Origin of the sequence: Prevotella sp. oral taxon 317 str. F0108 (genome assembly GCF_000162415.1) — a bacterium.
Taxonomy (GTDB): Bacteria; Bacteroidota; Bacteroidia; order Bacteroidales; family Bacteroidaceae; genus Prevotella; species Prevotella conceptionensis.
The window spans coordinates 314,909-334,171 of sequence record NZ_GG740072.1 but is presented as its reverse complement, the minus strand read 5'-3'; the positions used below and the strand labels follow the sequence as shown (position 1 = coordinate 334,171).

Below are 19,263 nucleotides of genomic sequence, written 5' to 3'. Positions count from 1 at the left end.
CACGAAAGGAAATCCCCTACTCCAATGGAATAGTGAGTTAGTTTATGAGACGGTGAGGTGGTGAATTATTAAGGTTATGAGTTCATAAGCTTAGGCGCAATGAATAACCTTTTAATGACCATTATTATTCCTTACTCTCTAACAGTAGGCCGAGAAGAAATGTTTACCAGACAGCAATAAATTAAAAACAGCTTGTGATTGTTTATATATCGGTGAAGTTTCATACACCAATAAACAATCACAAGCTGACAAGGGAACGAGTTAATAAATGGGCAAGTTAGCAAGTGGTCCAGCATTCTTATCTAGCCTTTCTAGCTATACTAGTCCTCCTAGGTCCACTAGGCTTTCTAGTTATACTAGACCAACTCGTCCATCAGCAGGCACAGTCATCTTTTCACCCTTTCACCCTTTCACCCTTTCACCCTTTCACCTTTATAAGCCTTTTCACCGCACATAAAACTTGTACACGCAGTGGCTACTATACTTTTTACCAGGTTCGAGCCATGCGCTAGGCCATTCGGGACGGTTAGGACTATCGGGGTAATGCTGTGTTTCTAGGCACACGGCCGAATGCTTGGGATAGCGATAGCCATGCTTACCAGCAAAAGAGGCATCGAGAAAGTTACCCGTGTAAACCTGTATGCCAGGTTCGTTGGTAAACACTTGCAGCATAATTCCCGTTTGAGGACTGTACAACGAGGCCGCCACAGCATGTTCGTCGGGTTGTCCGTTGTGCCAAGTATTCAAGCACCAGTTATGGTCGAACCCACGTGCATTGCGTGTCATGGCAAAGCGTTGGTTGTTGATGTCTTTACTTAACGGCGTAGGCTTGCGGAAATCCATAGGCGTACCAGCAACTTTCAGCATTTGGCCAGTAGGCATATAAGTAGTGTCCGCAGGCGTATAGCGGTCGGCGTTGATGTAAAGCACTTGGTTCTCGCCATGTTGCGAGGGGTTTCCGTTGAGGTTAAAGTACGAGTGGTTGGTCATGTTGATAACCGTTTTCTTATCTGTTGTGGCCTCGTAACTAATATCAATGGCGTTGTCAGCCGTGAGTGTATAACGCACTGTGGCACGAACAGTGCCAGGAAAACCATTGTCGCCATCGGGCGAGACAAGGCTCATTTCCACCGTTGAGTCGTTAAGTTGTTTGCCATCGTACACTTGATATTGCCAACCCGTAAAGCCTCCGTGCAGGCAATGCCCATAATTGTTGCGGGGCAGCTGCAATGTTTTGCCGTCTACAACGATGCGTCCTTGGTTAATTCGGTTGGCGTAACGTCCGATTGCCGCACCAAAATCCGACCCGAAATGCTGATAGTCGGCATATTGGGCTATGTTGTCGTAACCTAAAACCACATCGCGCAGTGTGCCACGCCTATCGGGAACCATGATGGAAACAATACGCGCACCAAAGTTTGTCAGGCAAACCTCCATGCCTTTATGGTTAACCAACGTGTAAAGGCGTGTGCGCTTGCCATTGACATAGGCCTCGAAATCGTTGGGATATAGCCCAGAACGCGTGGCCACACCACGACTACCCTGTTTCACTGTTGGCGCTGTGCTCGTCTTCGAAGACCCGTTTCCCGCTACCAAGGGCCATCCATCGGCCCACTCTATGCGGTCGAGCCACACCACCCGCCCATCATCGGGGTTGGATGCCTTAAAGCCATGATAAAACATATAGTCGTTGCCAGCATCGTCGGTAATCAGTCCTGCGTTGTGCCCAGGGCCAACAACATTGTCGTTCTTACTCAACAACACATCGTAATGGTTATCGAGCAGACGCTGGCCAGCTTTGTCTAAGTAAGGTCCGAAAAGACTCTTAGAGCGGCCAATGGTTACACGGTATGTGCTGCGAGCTCCCTCGCAACAAGTGCCTGCCGACCCGAAGAGGTAATAATACCCCCCACGCCGTCTGATGTAAGTTGCCTCCATAAACGTTCCTGCAACCTTACGTGGCTTAGCACCCTGCTTTACATGCAAGCCATTGGCACTCAACTCTACACCGTAAATGCCATGAAACGAACCGAAGAAAAGGTATTTCTTACCCCCATCTTCGATATAAAAGGGATCGATACAGTTTTGAATGCCAATCTGCTTGCTTGTAAACATGCAGCCGCGGTCGACAAAGGGGCCGGCAGGACTATTGCTCACAGCAACGCCGATACCAGCATCCCATTCCCCACCCCATACCGATTTAGAATAGTATAGATGGTATTTACCGCCAACGCGCTGAATGTCGGGCGCCCAAATACCGCCTTTCGGTAGCCATTTGGGGCGCGAATTGTCGGTAAAGGCCGTGCCCACCAACTTCCAATCCACAAGGTTGGTAGAGCGGTATATGGGCACGTTGCGCGTATCTTCTGTGGCATAAAGATAGTATGTGCCGTCTTCGGCGCGTATCACCGTAGGGTCGGGCGCACTCTTGTCTATCACAGGGTTACCGTAAGTCGACGTCTGTGCCAACGAAAATTGGGCTGACAGCGACAGCCATGCAAGCAATGTCGCCGTAAGAATGGGTTTTACTGAATGTCTCATTGTTCTTTATTAAATTCTTTGGGCAAAATGCCAAACTGTTCGTAAAAACATTTGGTGAAATAACTTGGACTAGAAAAGCCCACATTATAACACACTTCGTTCACTTTCTTATCGCCTGTTTTAAGCATTTCGGCTGCTGCTTTAAGTCTTTCTATACGTATATAGTTGTTGGGCGACTGGTCTAGCGTGCCGCGCACCTTGCGGTTAAGGCTCGTGCGGCTCATGTTCATCTCAGCCGCCAAGAGGTCTACGTTAAAGTCGCTGTTGCCGATATTGCGCATAACAGCCGCCTTTAACCTTTCCAAGAACTCGGCGTCGGCAGGACTGATAGAAGCAGACGATGCCGAAACAAATGGCGAAGTGGCGTACATCTTCTTTATTTCCTCGCGCTGTCGCAACAGGTTTTGCACGGTTTGAGAAAGGAAGTTCATGGAGAACGGTTTCACGATGTAGGCATCGGCACCGCTTTCCATTCCCTCCATCTTACCTCGTTCGGAGGTGACGGCCGTTAATATGATTACGGGAATGTGCGAAAGGTCGACGTTGTACTTAATGCGACGACACAGTTCCATGCCGTCCATAGGTTCCATCATCACGTCTGTAACCACAAGGTTCACGTTGTTACGCTCCATTTGTAGCAAAGCCTCTTCGCCGTCGGTGGCCGTAACGATGTTGTATTCTTTTTCCAAGCACCGCTTTTCGTACTCCAACATCTGCACATTATCCTCTACAAGCAGCAGCGTGTAGGGTTTGGTCTGCGCCTCTTGCGTGGTTGCGAGTTCGGTTTTCGCAGGCGTTATGTCCCCTATTCCATTGCCTCCCAACCTTACGGGCACTTCTTGCACCAAGGGCAAGGTAAGCACAAACACATTCATATCCGCCTCATCGCCCATGCGCAAATGACCATTGTGCAGTTCGGCCAGCGAACGAGCAAGGGCTAAACCAATGCCCGTGCCCGATGTGGAGTGTTCGGCTGTGTCGATATGGAAGAAAGGCTCGAATATCTTTTCACGCAAATCCAAAGGTATGATGTTGCCATCGTTGGCCACGGTGAGGAAAAGTTGTGCATCGTCGGTCTTCAATGTCACCGAGATATACGACAGACAGTACTTCACAGCGTTGTTAATCAGGTTGCTTACAATCTTGGTAAAGCCCTCGTGGTCTACATAGCCATGCAGGTTGTTGCCTTGCAACGATAACGTGGCATTGATGTTTTTCTCGCGCATTGCCGAACGGAAACGGTTATATATGTCGGTAACCAGTTTCGTAAGGTTGCAATATTCGAAGTTGAGGCGTAGACCGTCTTTCTCTGTCTTGCGAAAATCCAGCAGTTGGTTTATTAGGTCGGTAAGCCTTTGCGTATTCTCGTACATGATGTTGAGGTCGTCTCTCACATCGTTGTCTTTCACCTTCTGCGTGCTGAGAATGTTTTCCAACGGGCCTAAAATCAGCGTAAGCGGTGTGCGTATCTCGTGCGCCACGTTGGTAAAGAAGTGTATCTTGCTTTGATACAGTTCTTGTTCTTTGCGCGTTTCGAAGGCCTCCATAGCGTGTCGGCGACGCGTTTCGGCACGGCGGTTCCAATAACGCATCAACAACCAAACCAAAACGGCGAGCAAAACCACATAAAATAGTTTGGCCCAAATGGAGAATAGGAAGAATGGGCGCACATTGATGTCTAGCTTATACTCGCCAGGATAAGCCTTTCCGTTTTGGTCTTTCATGCGCACAATTAGCTGATAAGAGCCAGCAGGCAGGTTGGCGTAGGTCATAAAGAAGTCTGCGCCCATAGGTTGCCAACTCTTGTCGAACCCTTCGAGCTTGTATTCTAACGCGCCCCAATTTTGCCTTGAATAGCTTAGGGGTACAACATGCAACCTAAATGAATTTTGGTTGTAAGCCAACGATAGCTTACGAGTAAACACAATGTTTTGTTCCAAGGGTGTGCCCTTTGTGAAGTTGTCTACGTGTTCGTTGCCTATATATAAATCGGTGGCCACAAGTTGGGGCATACGCTGTTCTTTTTTCAATGCCGACGGTGAAAAGCGCACAATGCCGCTAAGGCTTCCAAAGTAAATTCGCCCACGCTTATCGATGAGCGACGAGTTATAGTTAAACTGGTTGTCGAGCAGCATCGTGCTGTTGTTATAGGTACGTACGTCGCCGCTATGGGGGTCGTAGCGCACGAAACCAGCATAGCTCGAGAGCCAAAGCACGCCGTCGCCATCTTCTTCCATGCGGAAATACGTAGACGTGCTGTTAAGTACACCTTGCTGTAAAGGTTTGAAACGGCGAGTGGAAAAGTTGAACCTGCACACGCCACCGCCCTGCGTTGTCACCCAAATAGTGCCTTCGCTATCTTCGAATATGCTCAGGGCCTTGTTTGAAGTAAGCCCCGATTGGGTTGCTTTAAAGTTTGTCCAGCGGCCATTGTGGCGCAAAAATACGCCATTGGTTTGTGTGGCTAGCCATAGGTTTCCGTGCGAATCGAAACTTACATCGTTGATGAGCACGGGCGGCACGGCTTTATCGTAGACAAAAGATTGGGTGTTGGCGTCGTAGGTACATAGTCCACGTATGGTGCCAAGGTACATTACGCCCTGGGGCGAACGCGCTATACTAAATATGGTGTTGTCGTGGAGCGACCCCAAACGGCCGTCGGCCTTGAACGATTTCACTACTTGGTGGGTGCGCGTATCAATAACTTTTAGGCCCGAGGCAAAGGTACCCACCCACAATTCGTTGCCGTCCACGCAAAGTCCATGCACGTTTGGGAAGGTGTTGCTAGCTGCAATATGGCTAAATGTTTCGCTGTCGGGTTCCATGCAGTTCAGTCCGCCGTCTTCTGTTCCTATCCATATTTTCCCTTGCTTGTCCATAACCATCTCGCGCACGCGCCGCCCATGCAGTCCGTTTCCGCTACCTTGTGGCACAAAACGTTCGAAAACGGGGTGTATGGCAGGCAAGTAATTCAGTCCGCCAAAATAAGAACCAGCCCACAAACCACCCTCGCGGTCTTTGTAGAGGCAATAAAGCGGATTATCGGATATGGAGAAAGGGTCTGTGGGATTATAGGTAAAGTGTTGTATGGCATGGGTATCTAGGTTGTAAACCAGCATGCCTTGCTCGGTTGCCGCCCATATCTCACGATGACTTAGTATGAGGTTACGCACGAAAAGGTCCTTTCCCTCGACACTCGTTACTAGGGGTTCGAAACTGTGGCGTGCAGCATCTATAAGCGAAAGTCCTTGTCGGTCGGTGCCAATGGCGTAGCGCCCGTTGCCCAAGGGCAGTATGGCCGAAACAATGTTTCCTGCAAAGGGCGTTTGCCCATCTTGTGTGCGAAAGGGCGTGAGCGTGCGAAAGGCGTGGTCGGTGGTGTATAGTCCGCCTCCGAAAAGTCCAAGCCACACTGCCCCGTTGTCGCCAATGGCCATGCCTGCAACGTTGGGATACCCCTTCAAGCGGAAGTGTGAAAGGTGGTTGCGACGTAAGTCGTAGCAGAAAACTCCCTGTTCGTTAGCCGTGATGTATATCTTGTCGCCATGACCCTTTATCACGTTCACCATGTTGGTGATGCTCACGCCGTCGGCACTTCGTTTGTCGAAACGGCTGAAAGAGTCGGTCAATGGGCTGTAAATCCACACGCCACAATCTGTTCCCACCCATATTCGGCCGTTCGAGTCTTCGAAAAGCGCGTTGATATAGCTACTGCCTAGACTATGTCCGTCGGGATAACTGTAATACCATTTAAATAAGATGCCATCGTAACGGTTTAGTCCTGATTTCGTACCTATCCACATCAGGCCTGTTCGGTCTTGCAAGATGGCGAGCACGGTACTTTGCGACAGTCCCGACTCCACGCCGATGTGTCTGAACAGGATGTTGCTCCTGCCTGTCATTCCGACAAGCAGAAGCAACGCTACTATCATCAATCTTATTCTCTTCATCTGCATTAGTTTGTTGCGTAAAGGTACGAAATTATTCAAACAAACCGAAAAACGGCTGTATTATTTCAAGAAATCTGTTGTACGATTAGGCGAATATAGTTCCCAAAGGGAGGCAATTGTCCAGCCTGGCGCAAAGATGTCGTTATAAAATCCTTTGCCATTGTGTCCGTAATCCCACGTGGTATGCTGCACCACTTCGGGGTAGAAGCCCTGCTTACCCACGCCGCAAAGGTTGTTAGCAACAGGCAACAGCTGACTAAGCGAAGATGTAATAACATCGTACATGCCCTTAAAACGCTGCTCGCCCGTTTGCTGAGCCAGCCAGCTAAGGATGTGGGGAAGTTCGAAAACAAACACGTCTATATGGTTATTTTCTACCGAAACATTACCCCATCCGCGTGTTTTCAGTCCCAGTTCTCCCGTCATCTGCCCAGGCGCAAAAGGCACATCCCACGTGTAATACCACGAGATGGCGAAGTATGCGGCTTGCTTACACAGCTCGATATAATGCTTTCTCTCCTCGCCCTTGGTAACCATGGCCAGATAATAGGTGGCTGTTACGGCGGCAATGGCGGCCTCCTTGTCTTCGCAATTAGCGTCGAGCGTAGACGAGAAATAGTCGCTTTGCGAGATAATGTTCTTCTCCACATAGCTTACCGTTCGACGAGCGGCTTGCAAATAGTTCTTGTTGCCGAAGTATTTCCAACCCATCACCAATGCAGAGGTAGCCGAAGGAGTGCTACCTCCCGATGCGTCGACGTCCGTTCCATCAGACTTAAACTTGCGAGCGAAGTGACCATCACCTTTTATTAAGGCAACGAAGTTGTCGAGAATGGTACGAATGTGCCGCTCCCACTCTACGTGGCGACGACCGCGCCTTTTCTCGTATTTTAAATAATGCAGTACAGCATACACGGCCTCGCTTTGCTGACGAATGGAATGGATGCTTTCTTTTGGGAAACCATCGCGGAAGTTTACGAAGTCGTGCAGGTAGCCACCTTCCCCAAATCCGTTGCTCAGAAAACTGTCGAAGATGGCTTGTCCCTTGTTAACTAGCTCTTCGTCTTTTGTTTCGACACCGTATTCTATCTCGTTGAAGGCATTAAGCAACACACGTCCGCAAAAGCCTATCTGCATTTCTGTTTCCGGCAGGCAGTCGTTAACCCGAAGTGAGAGCCCCGAATTGTATTTCAATGGGTAGCGGTCTACGAACGAATGGCGGAAGTAATCGCTGAGGGCAGCTTTCACTTCTGCACCCGTGTAGGCACTTTTCAGGGGTTGTGGCTGCATGCGGTCGTAGCAATATTGCCACACTTGCGTAACAAAGCTGCCGAAATCATTAGCTTTATAGCGGTGTATGCGCCAACGCAAGGTTTGCTGTTCACCCTTTTCTAGCTTGGAAAAAGCCGTTACGGGGTCTATGAGCGTTAGTTTGCGGATATATCGTTTGGGAGTTTCCTTATAAGGATAGCCAAACTTTAAGGCCACGGTGTTTGCCTCGCCGTCGAAACCTGCATAACCCACGGATGTGCGCCCAGGAAGTATTATCTCGCCCGTAGTTAGCTGAACTTGTACGTCGCAAGGTGTGTCTAACACGCGCAATACGGATATGCCTTGCCCATCGTGTGGGTTAAAAGCACTAGTTAACGGTGTAGACATACGGTCTTCTCTAAAACACCAATGCTTACTCGTTTTGAAAGAAGGAGCCTCTTGGGGTGAGCGCATGTTGCGATGATACCAGAAACCAGGCATGTAAAACTCTGTCTCGCTAGACGACAAGCCTGTGTTGAGGCTGAGTTCGAGGTGGAAATACACCTTTTCGCGCGCCGAGAGGGTGACAGTCAGCAGTTCGTCGTCGCCGTCTTTCGTAGTAGAAGACACAACGCTTAATGGTCCATCGGTCGTCCAACACTGCCCTTGTTGTTGCAATTGGCGCGTTTCAGACGGATTGCCTGGCGTTTTTAGGCTAAGCGACATCGACAAGCCTTGCGCTTGTAACGGACTAATGTTCGCTACAAACGCCCAACCTAGCAGAATGACTTTTATTCGTTTCATCGTTTTCTCTGTTGTTTTTATGCTGTGAATATCGTCAATAACAGTTGACGTTATCTATCTTCAGGCCATACCGTCTCTCTATGCGAAAGACGCCAAACAAGTAACCTACCGTGGCATCGCCAACCATTTGGCCATGCAACCTAAAAGGCTTGGCGACGCCACGTATGGTTAAAGGTGTGTTTTCAACGGCTTATTGTTCTCACACTCTTATAATAGGTGTCGAAAACATAGAATGTTTCTGTGCGCTCATCATAGGCAATGCCCGTAGGACTTCCAAAGCGTGCCGTCTCTCGTAAGTCGCCATCATCAGGCCCCCAAGTGTTGCCATCGCCCATGGCCGATGTTGCTCCACGCCCTGCAAAGGTGCGAACACGACCTTCGGGTGTGAGGTAACGCACGCAATAGTTATCGTAATCGCAGAAGTAGAAGTCGTAAACGTCTTCCTTGCCCTGTGCCGCGTAGTCTGCATTCTTCACAAATATGCCTTGATAGGGGAAGTTCATTAACGTACCGTCGCCCTTGCCATCGGCCCATCCCTTCACACCTTGCTGCCCCGAAACGAGGTAAGGCTGCTTGAAACGCTTGGTAGCCTCGTCGTAATCCATACGATAGATGCAGTGTTGGTTCAGTGCTATTACGTAAGCGTACTTGCCTGTGGGGTGCATGGTGATGTTAAAGTTCCACCGACTAGCACCAAGGGTGAGCATTTGTTCATAGTTGTTACCCGTGAGATATGGGTCCCAAGGAGTTGTTTCCGAGGCATTGGCATAATATTTGGCCACGTCAAGGCGATAAATCGCATTGTTGCCGTAGCTGTTGAAGTATAGTTCTCCGTTGACAGGGTGCACGGCAACGGTGTTACATTGCTTGTAAGCGGCCAGCACCTCGCACTTAGACTCGTCGGTAAAGCTGCCATCGGCGTTGCGTTTAACAATCCACACACTAGTAGAGCGGTCACCGCTGTCGTCGCGGTCGGTGGCAACCACCATGTCGCCCTTCGCCGTAAAGTCTATTGCACGTAAGCGCTTACCTTCGAAACACTTACTGCCGTGCATCACGGTGGTAACAGTCTTCGCCTTCAAGTCGAAGAGTTGCACACCATAGCCACTATAATCGAAATCTTCGTATGCAACATATAGGTGGTCGTGGTTCTGCGGGTCGAACTTCATAAAGGCGGCTTGCTTGCCGAAAGTGGCCGAACCATCGTCCTTGCCTGTGCCAAACTTGCCGTCTTTCCATCCTGGGTCGCCGTCGCTTATACGGTAGCCTATCAGTGTGCGCACCACCAACGGACTGGCGTATGCAAACTTTGTAGTGGCCTTGGCTGATTGTTGAGCCACCTTCACCTCCACTTCAAACCGTCCCGACTCGGTCCAATAGGGCACAATACAGCCAATACTGTCGGCCTTTACGTACGTTAGCTTAGCTGTCTTTCCGCCAATCGTTACGTTTACCTGTTTAGAGTCGAGTCCGAAGTTTGTGCCATAGATAACCATTTCTTGGCCTTCGCTGCCCTCGGCAGGCGTAAAACGGCTGATGGTTACAGGCACATTGGGGTTGTAATTCGGAGTGTTGTCCTCGTCTTTATCGCCGCAAGCAGCAATATTGCCACACAAAGCGGCTATGAAGAGTGCGTATTTCCAACGCCTCATTGTGGGTTTATTCCTTTTCATATTGTGGTTTCGTCTTAATGTTAACTATGTATTTACAATCTTATGCCGCGCCTATTTCTTCACGCGAACTTTAAGTGTGGTAAGGTTTCCCTTATGATCAGTGGGCCAAGTTCCTGTTGGTTCGATAAAGGTATCTTTCGAATCGTTGGGTCCGCGCTTGCCAAAATAGATGGAACCAGACGGCCCAACGAGTTCGGCTTTCAGCAATTCAACAGGTTGCGACTTGTTATAATACACAAAGTCGATACGGTCGCGCTCGTCGTATTCGGGACAGAAAGACAGCTGACCTATACTGGCATCCTTGTTATCGGCAGGGAATGTGAAACCCGGATGTGTTACGGGGTTGGGGAATTTCTCGCGATAGGTGTCTACGAAACCGGCTTTTCTCAACATTACAGAGCAATCCCAGTTGGCCACTACGCCGTTATGACTGTACAAATCTTTGGTGTTAGCCTGCCAATCAAGGTCGGACGGTTCGTTAAAGTCGCCTCCTAAGACAACGATACGCCCCCTATCCATCTCGCCTTGGGCATCATCCAGAAACATTTCCATCGCCTCGTCGCGCGTGCTCAGTCGGTTGTCTTTCATTATCCGTTCGCTATCGGTAATGGGATTGGGCAGTTTCGACCAATCGGGACCACTGTTATAGCCTCTCGGCAGATAGCAAGCATAGTGCTTATAGTCGAGGTGTGCAGAATAGAAGGTCATCTCTTGACCACGAACTTCCACCGTTACCTTTATCATATAGTTGTCGGTGGGCGTGGGAAGAACCTTGAAACTCTTTATCTCGTACTTCGACAGCACGCCAACAAACGTGCCGTGATTCTTGCCATAATAATTTTTTTGGTGCTTTGTCTTTAACGATTGGCACAGACGATGCGTGTACTCGCCGTCGCCATCAGGGATTTTCTTCAACAAGAGGTCGTTACGCAACTCGCACAACAACACGATATCTGGGTCCACTTGGTTAATAACGTCTACCAATCCATTATAGGCGTTGTTCACTTGCGTTGCTCCAAACCATGTGTTTAGTTGGAAAATTTTCAGGTCTTGATACACTTCCACGGGCTTTGGAGGCTCAGGAGTGGGATTGTTGTCCTCTTTGCTGCACGCTATGGAGCAACAGCCAAACAGCATCATCAATGCTGCATTCAGACAACTGCGTTTAAAAAGATGTTCTCTTTTCATTGTTCTTGGTTTTAATAAATACTATTCTAGGTTTCTAGTTACTCTTAGTCCACACCTTAAATATGATGTTTGGGGTGTGGCATTAGGTTGGTTCTGCTGCACGTCTGGCGTAAGACGTGTGCCTCAATACAGAGACATTTCTACTGAACCTTTACGATTTTCTGATTAACACTGCCGCTATTTCCCCGCACCTTTACCACATATATGCCCACGGGCACATCGTTCAGCCACAAGTCTTGTGCGTTTATGGCTCTGCCTGCTTTTACCTTTTCGCCGCTTATGGCGTAGAGTTCCCAAGTGAAGGCAGAGTTATCGGGGCTTGAAATCTGATAATAATTGTCGCCGCCGCGGGCAATGGTGTAGGTATCTTGTGTGGCATCCACATCAGCAATGCCGCTAAGTTCGCCATCTTTAAAGAAGGGAACCGCCCCTCCTTTCGACGGATGCTTGCCCGCTATATAGGGCCAGCCATCAGCATCCCATAACACCTTATCCACAAAAAGTTTCCTACCTGCATCTATATCCGTCTTATCAAACCCGTGATAAAGCATCCAATAATCGCCGTTATCGTCGATAATCAGTTGCGAGCAATGACCAGGACCAGCCACAAGTTCGTTGCCCGACAGTACACTTTCGTACGAACCGCCCACATCCATTATCTTCTTACCGCGCTTATTGACGTATGGACCACGCAAGTCTTTACTTCTCGACACCACAACTCGGTAGGTGCTGTTGGCTCCTTCGCAACAATTGCCCAGCGAACCTAGGAAGTAATAATAGCCTTTGCGTTTAACAATCATCGTGGCCTCTGTGCCATGATGCATCCAATTGTGGTTCGGACCAATCTGAAACTTCTCTGCCCCAGGCTTTAAAGCCAGTCCATCGGCAGACAGTTCTATGCCCCACACACCGCGAAAGCTACCCCAGAAGAGGTATTTCTTGCCGTCGTCGTCTTGAAAGAAACAAGGGTCGATGCTGTTTTGCACGCCTATTTCGGTGCTGGTAAAGAGTTTTCCCTTGTCAACAAATCCTCCACGAGGCGAAGAAGACGTGGCTACACCGATGCCGCAGTTCCATTCTTTCCCCCATTCGGCCATCGAATAGTAAAGAACGAATTGCCCATTGATATAATTAATGTCGGGTGCCCAAATGTTTCCACCTTTTATAAAGGTGGGACGAGTTGAGCTATTGAAGGCCGAGCCCGCAAATCGCCATCGCGTGGCGAGGTCGCGCGACTTATAAATAGGTACACACAGCCCACCTCCCTCTGTGGCATAAACATAGAATTGGCCATCGGGTGCGCGTACAACGCTTGGGTCGGGCATGTCTTTGTTTAAGACCGGGTTGGTATATTGCCCACGAACAACTGCAGCCAACATCAGCAGATTGACTACAAGGGCTATTCTTTTTATCGCGTCCTTTTTCATAAATAGGGTTTATCAACTTTTAGTTACATTGAAATCTTCGTGAGTTTGTAAGTTCACGGGTTGTCGAGTTTATAAACTCATAAGCTTGTGGATTTGTGAGTTATAGTTATGGGGGTTGAGAACTTAAGCACTCAAAAACTCATCAACTTAAAAACTTAAAGGCTCAGCGGCTCACCTCACCACCACCTTCTTCACCGTCTTGTCCTTGTACCGAACAACGTTTATTCCACGTTTCGGAGTAGATAGTCGCCGTCCGTCTACATCGTATCGTCCCACTTCTTTCTTCGAGGCATCGGGTGTTTGAGGTTCATTCTCAATGTTTGTCGAAAACTTCTTATTCTTCAAGAAGTTGTCCATCAACACCTTCATCCAATGTCCGCCAAGTACAGAGCGACCTTGGAATATCTGATAGTCGCCACTGTTCACCCAATACCAGTCGCTAAACGGCACTCGGTTCTTTGTTTTGTTGGCAAACTCCCACACTAGGTCGGCAATGCGTGCAAAGCCCTCTTGGTTCTCTGCCAAACATGCTGTCCACATCTCCCAGTCTGATTTCGTATATCTTTCGCGATTATCCAAAGGTATGCCGTATGGTTCTGCCTTTGTAAGATAATAGCTATACTCCTTCTGTTTCATTTGTTTGGAGAAGAGGTTAAGTCCCCACATCTTATCCCACACCATATTATACTTCATGCTCCACGTGCCACTGCGGTCGTAAGCCAATCGGTAATGGTCGCCATCGTTAGCCGTTCGTTCCAACGTCGCAGCCATTTGGCGCGCCTTGTCCATATAAGTGCGGTATGTGGCGTTCTCTCCTTGCATCTGTGCCATCAGTGCATATCCGGCAATTCCCATAATGGCCTTTACAGAAAGGTTTACGTTGTGGGCCAGATGTCCTGCAAAGTCATCTGTGCAAAGTTGGTTGGCCGGGTCTTGCCCGTTAGCTACCAAATAGTTTGTCCACATCGTAAGCAAGTCCCAATACTTCTTGGCAAAGTCGGCTTTACCCTCTCTTAGACAGGTCATTGCCGTGAGTATAACCATGTTTCCAGCTTCTTCCACAGGCATGTTCTTGCCAAAATCGCCATTGGCCCCAGGGAAACATGAGGCATATGTCTGCTTGTCGGCAATGGGATAGAAACCCAAATCGTGTGCAGGGAAATGAAATCCCCAGCGCGAGCTGTCGGCGCAATACTTGAAGACGCCCTCTAATGCACCTTTCTCCAACTGCGTGTTATAGGTAAAGAGCAGCGGTGCGGCAGGGTAAGTAACGTCTACCGTGTTGATAAATCCACCCGAACTGTTCTCTTTCGAGAAGTACATCAGGTCGCCATCCTTATCCATAAACAGCTTATGGGCGGCCAACGTTTGTCGATAAGATGCTGCTAAGGTCTCGGCATACTTCTTGTTTCCTGCCGCTAAGGCATCGTCGTATATAATCTTGTCCCATCGGCGCGCACGTTGCATGTACGACTTATAATTATCGCGGAAGTTTTCGAAGGCATCAGTAAGCTGCTGCCCATCTTTCGCCCAATAGGCTTTGTAGCGCGTTCCAAGGAATTGCACGTCTTGAACTTCATCGTAACCTATCATCATATAACTAGAATCGCGCTCCGTCAACCCGAAGTTATGCAAGTAGCCCAACATGGGCATCTCGCTTTCGTTATTGCTCTTGATACGCAGTGCATCACGTTGGGCCAGCGTCCCCTTACTAACGAATTGGCTTTCCACAACATTCTGGTCGGCCATCGTAACGTTTCCGTTCACGTTGGGTATCATCAGATAACCCCAATCAATACAAATGATATCGCCCGTTTTGCCCAACACGTTCTGTTCTACACTTCCCGTTCGCACATAGTCAATGCTGTTCACGTTTTGTATGCGCGAAATGGTGGGTTGAGTGTTCTTCATCACCGCTAGTTCGGGTGTCGTTCCGAAGAATATCTGCACATCATGCTTTCGCTTATCGTTGGCGCGAACCTGATAAGAGATGTAGTTAATGGGTGTAGAAAGCAAGTTCAGGTCGTCGAGAAACATAGGTGCGGTGAAAACCAAACGCAGATCTACGCTGCCGCAACGAAACGTGTAGTAAGTGTTGGTGGCCATAACGTCGCAGTTGGTTTGTACGGCATTACGTATGTTGTTGTGTTTCTCTTTCACGTTGGCAAATAGTCCGATGTCGGCATTGGCTCCTCCTGTGGTGTTATGCACGTGGTATGCGATAACATTGTCGCCAACACGCAAACTTTGTTTTACATTAGCAGGCAACATCAACTCTTCGTTCTGCACCCACGTTTCACCCGTCTCAATTGCCAACACGCCATTTACGTACACCTCACACTTATCGTCGTGCGAGTAAATCAGCCACAAGTCGCGCGCCAAGTCTTCTTTGGTCAGCGTCACATGCCTACGTATATAGATGTCCGAATTGGTGTCCGTCCAAACCGTACGTATGTTAGGATATTCTTTGGGCGTGCCAAACGCCGCCTGTTGTGTTTGCCATTTGCTGTCGTTAAAATCGCGTTGCATCCAGTTCGCAGCTGGTTTTGCATAGCTAACCTTTGCCTTCCACGCGCCCATGTCGGCCATTGGTGCCACGGGTTTCAGTAGTCGGCCCTTCTCCTTTCCCATAAATCGGTAGGTCGTTCCGTCAACGCGCAACAAGCCGTCAATGGCTTTCTGCTGTCCCGTCCAATGGCGTGTGGTGCCGTCGTATAGGTTATCGTAAGGCGACCAAATGGAGAAATAGGGGTCGTTCACTATCAGTGGGACAGACGGCAAGCGAAGGCTAGTGCGCCGATAAGGTTCGAAAAACGAACCGCCCTGCGCCTCTGCCGCCAGCATATTTGCCACACCAACCAAACAAAGTAATAGCTTTTTCATATTGAACAAAATACTATGGTATTGTTTTAAACATTATTTCTGATTGCATTGCAAAATTACTCGTCCCTTTCAGATAAGGGTACGACAATCACCCCAAATAATAACAAAATCGGACCAACAAGCCCCATTGGTTCTTTTTTGCTATACTCTGAACGGATTTTACGCATCGGTACTTAAAATAAAGTCTATCTTTGCAGCGTAAACAATCGGCAACAAATAGTTCAAGTTTCTATATATTATAATATGGTGTAAGCACCCAACCCCATGCAGGGTTGTATCTATATTTGATATATGCCGAAACCTTAACGAACATAGAGTAATTATTTTAACTAAAAACAACTTATGAAAAAGCAAGTACTATCATTAGGTCTAGGATTGTTGAGCGCAACCCTGCTCAACGCCCAAACCACGCCTTGGCCAGGACATGCTGTCGGCAATGGAGGGGAATATTATCTCTATAATGTCGCCACGGGCTTGTGGCTTCAAAACAACAACACCGTGAAAGACGGATGGGCAACGGCCGTTAACGTGGGTACGCGCGGCCTACCCATCACCTTTGAAAAAGCAGGAGCAAAGACGTTTAGGTTGAGTTCCATCTTTTACAAAGGCAACTGCGTATCGAAAAAAATTGGAGATGCAGGCTTGCTTTATTGGGACATGCCCGCCGATAACATTGGGGATTGGGAGCTATCGCCTGCCGACAACATGCAATCCATACACGGATACTGGCTAGAATGCGATGCCTTGGTGCTAGGGGCAGACAATAACCTGCTCACAGTAGATAAGGAGAAGAACAGCGTTTGGCAGCTTGTTACACGAGAAGAACGTATTGCCGATGCAAAGGCGAAGGCCTCTGCCGACCATCCCGTGGACGTAACGTGGCTTATCGGCGCATCCGACCTCGTGACGAAGAACAACCTTTTCAAAATGGATTGTACGGCTGCGCCTAACACCGAGCATTCTACTTATCGCGGCGGATGGGACATTGTGAGGGCAAACACCATCCAAGAGTTCTGGAACACGCAAACATTCGATTTCTATCAAACAATCAGCGGGTTGCCCAACGGCACCTATAAGTTCAGCGTACGCGGATATTACCGAGACGGTTCAAGCGAAACGCGCAACTATGCAATGTACGGATATGGTGCCGACAAGTTTATCAATGGCACCGAACAACTTCGCGCCACCTATTATGCCAACGGCACTTCTGCCCCCATCATGTCTCTTTACGCAGGTGCGAAAAAAGCTCCCGAAGAGGGATTTAATTTCCAAGCCGAACGCGAGAACAAGCAAAATAGCGGGTTATACGTACCCAATACAACCCACGAGGCCAACTGCGCCTTATGGAAAGGCAATTACCAAAACCCCGAAATAACCGTTACCGTTACAGACGGAACACTGAAATTGGGCGTTAAAAAGGAGGCTGGCGTTGTCGACGATTGGTGCGTAATCTCCAACTTCTCTTTAAAATACCTTGGTTCGAAAGTTCTTCAAACCGCAGAAGAGGCACTGAAAGACCTTAAAGCGATACTTGCCACAACAAAAGCGTTTAAAGGTGCCGTTGCCCCTGCATTGAGCAAGCAATACACAGATGCCATTGCAGCAGCCAACAAGACCCTCACCTCTACCGACCCTGTGGCCATTATCGCCGTAACCTCTAACTTACAAAAGGCTTACGATGCCGTTGCTGCCTGCTCAGAGAACTATTCTGCCTTGGTAAAAACGACTGAAATTTGCAAAAACATCAATAAGAACAACGATGCACAGCTTAATGCCGCCACGGTAAAGGCCGAGAAGGTGGCCAAAACCGCCACGACCAATGCCGACATGAAGGCGGCTCTTGTAGACCTGCGCGTGGCTCGTAAGATTGTTGCTGCCGACAAGATGCCCGACATTTACAAGGGTGCCAAAGCCGGTGCAGGCGAATTCTATTTCTACAATGTGGCCTCTCAGAAGTTCCTTATGGGCGGTTCCGATTGGAATACGCATGCTGCCGTAGACGTTCCCGGTTTGCTCTTTACCGTTGCAGCCGAAGGAAACGGTTTCACCATCAATCGCTTTGGTGGTAAAGCAGGCAATTACCTGGGTTATAATGGCTATACCGACATTCCAGACAAAGCTGTTTGGGCGTTCGTTCCCGTCGCAGGCAAGGCCAACGTCTACAACATCGTGAAGGGCGACAACCATGCCCAAGGATTGGCTTTTGCGCCACAATCCAACACCGATGCCGACGAGGCTATGGATAAGGAGTTTTGGAATACCGTTTCTGTTGAGGCTGCCGTGGCCAAGAATGCCAACGCCGAATGGAAACTCGTCACCAAGGCCGAACGTGATGCGCTGCTCGCAACGGCCACCGAGAAACGTCCTGTCGATGCAACTTACCTGCTTACCAACCCTGGTTTTAACCGCCCCGACCTCTTTGAAAAATGGAATAGCGACAAAAAAGGCGACTTTAAGGATGCCAACCTTGGCGTTATCGACCGCGGCAGGCGCACCAACCCCGTGTGCGAAGCATACTACCTAAACTCGTTCGAGGTAAACCAAACTGTAAGCAACTTGCCCGAAGGTTATTATCAGGTAAACATGACAGGCTATTATCGCGATGGCAGCCGAGAGGCCTTGCAACAAAAGGTTGCCAAAGGAACGGCTCCTGCACGCCATGCCATGCTCTATATCGAATATAAAGGCAAGGGCGACGAGGTTGCACTGCCCTCTATCGCAGCGGGAATGAACCAATGCCCAGGCATCGGATGGACCGGTACTGCCGGCGAACAACCCGACGATGTGATGGATGCAGCCGAATATTTTGAATGCGGACTATATAAAGTGTACACCCACATCATTAAGGTTGGTCCCGAAGGCGAACTTACCTTCGGCGTAACCAAAGACAAACAAGTGGACGGCGATTGGGCCGTGTTCGACAACTTCCGCCTTACCTACTTCGGTAAGAAGGTTTCTCAAGACATTATCAACGGCATCGAGAACGTTAAAAACAATGTCGTTGAAGATGGAAAGATTTACAACCTGCAAGGTATGGAAGTGAAACGCCCACTTAAAAGAGGCATTTACATCAGTAATGGAAAGAAATTCATCGTTAAGTAAGATTTAGGTTTAATTGTTTTTAGTGGCCAAGGTTCAAACGCATTTGTGTTTAACCTTGGCCTTTTTCATGCCATCTTACCTGTTGACAACCATAAAGGCCGTTTCTACAAGCCTTTTGTAATGACGCTACCCTTACCCGCAGTCACACTACAACTTGTTGGTAGTCGTGCTAAAGCCACTTTGTAATCACACTACAAAGGCTTAAAAGCACAATCAACGGCTATTTGTTCCTTATAACAATAGATGTCATGCGAGGCTATTTCAAATTGATGTTTTAATCTCGACAAACAAGTACTTGCCACATGCATTGTCTATCAAGCCACATTTACAATTGCACTTCATTTTCTACATCTTTCAATAGAAAAAACAAGCAAATGCCCTGTTTTTTTTATCTTTTGAATGGTTTGTTTTATCTCAACAATTCAATTCTCACTAATTTTGCTG

8 protein-coding genes are annotated in these 19,263 nt (G+C 48.5%); 1 reads left to right on the top strand and 7 read right to left on the bottom strand.

Translation table 11 applies throughout. The features are described from left to right. Nucleotides 1-444: 444 nt before the first annotated feature. From HMPREF0670_RS01165 to HMPREF0670_RS01135, 7 genes are all read right to left on the bottom strand, one after another. Nucleotides 445-2,541: a galactose-1-epimerase gene (locus HMPREF0670_RS01165; protein WP_009229327.1), complete on the bottom strand. Its 2,097-nt coding sequence runs from the start codon at nucleotides 2,539-2,541 to the stop codon at nucleotides 445-447. Beyond that, nucleotides 2,538-6,497, bottom strand: a complete 3,960-nt coding sequence (locus tag HMPREF0670_RS01160) for a two-component regulator propeller domain-containing protein (RefSeq protein WP_009229326.1) — start codon at nucleotides 6,495-6,497, stop codon at nucleotides 2,538-2,540. Before HMPREF0670_RS01160 ends, HMPREF0670_RS01165 begins: the two co-directional genes overlap by 4 nt. Nucleotides 6,498-6,551: 54 nt before the next feature. Next, nucleotides 6,552-8,546, bottom strand: coding sequence for a hypothetical protein (locus HMPREF0670_RS01155; RefSeq protein WP_009229325.1), 1,995 nt, complete (start codon nucleotides 8,544-8,546; stop codon nucleotides 6,552-6,554). Nucleotides 8,547-8,728: 182 nt separating this feature from the next. Then, nucleotides 8,729-10,219 carry an IPT/TIG domain-containing protein gene (locus HMPREF0670_RS01150; protein ID WP_009229324.1) on the bottom strand — a complete coding sequence of 497 codons (1,491 nt, stop codon included), beginning with the start codon at nucleotides 10,217-10,219 and terminating at the stop codon, nucleotides 8,729-8,731. Between the two features lie 51 nt (nucleotides 10,220-10,270). After that, nucleotides 10,271-11,407 (bottom strand): endonuclease/exonuclease/phosphatase family protein, encoded by a 1,137-nt coding sequence (locus HMPREF0670_RS01145; protein WP_044077574.1) that lies wholly within the window; start codon nucleotides 11,405-11,407, stop codon nucleotides 10,271-10,273. 140 nt (nucleotides 11,408-11,547) lie between these two features. Then, the gene (locus HMPREF0670_RS01140; RefSeq protein ID WP_009229322.1) at nucleotides 11,548-12,834 is read right to left on the bottom strand and encodes a family 43 glycosylhydrolase; all 1,287 of its coding nucleotides are present in this window, start codon (nucleotides 12,832-12,834) and stop codon (nucleotides 11,548-11,550) included. Between the two features lie 171 nt (nucleotides 12,835-13,005). Beyond that, nucleotides 13,006-15,717: a glutaminase family protein gene (locus HMPREF0670_RS01135; protein WP_044077573.1), complete on the bottom strand. Its 2,712-nt coding sequence runs from the start codon at nucleotides 15,715-15,717 to the stop codon at nucleotides 13,006-13,008. Nucleotides 15,718-16,059: 342 nt separating this feature from the next. Here HMPREF0670_RS01135 and HMPREF0670_RS01130 point away from each other — a divergent pair, with 342 nt between their 5' ends. Beyond that, complete coding sequence (locus HMPREF0670_RS01130) at nucleotides 16,060-18,819, top strand: hypothetical protein (RefSeq protein WP_009229320.1); 2,760 nt, start codon at nucleotides 16,060-16,062, stop codon at nucleotides 18,817-18,819. The last annotated feature ends 444 nt before the right edge of the window (nucleotides 18,820-19,263 follow it).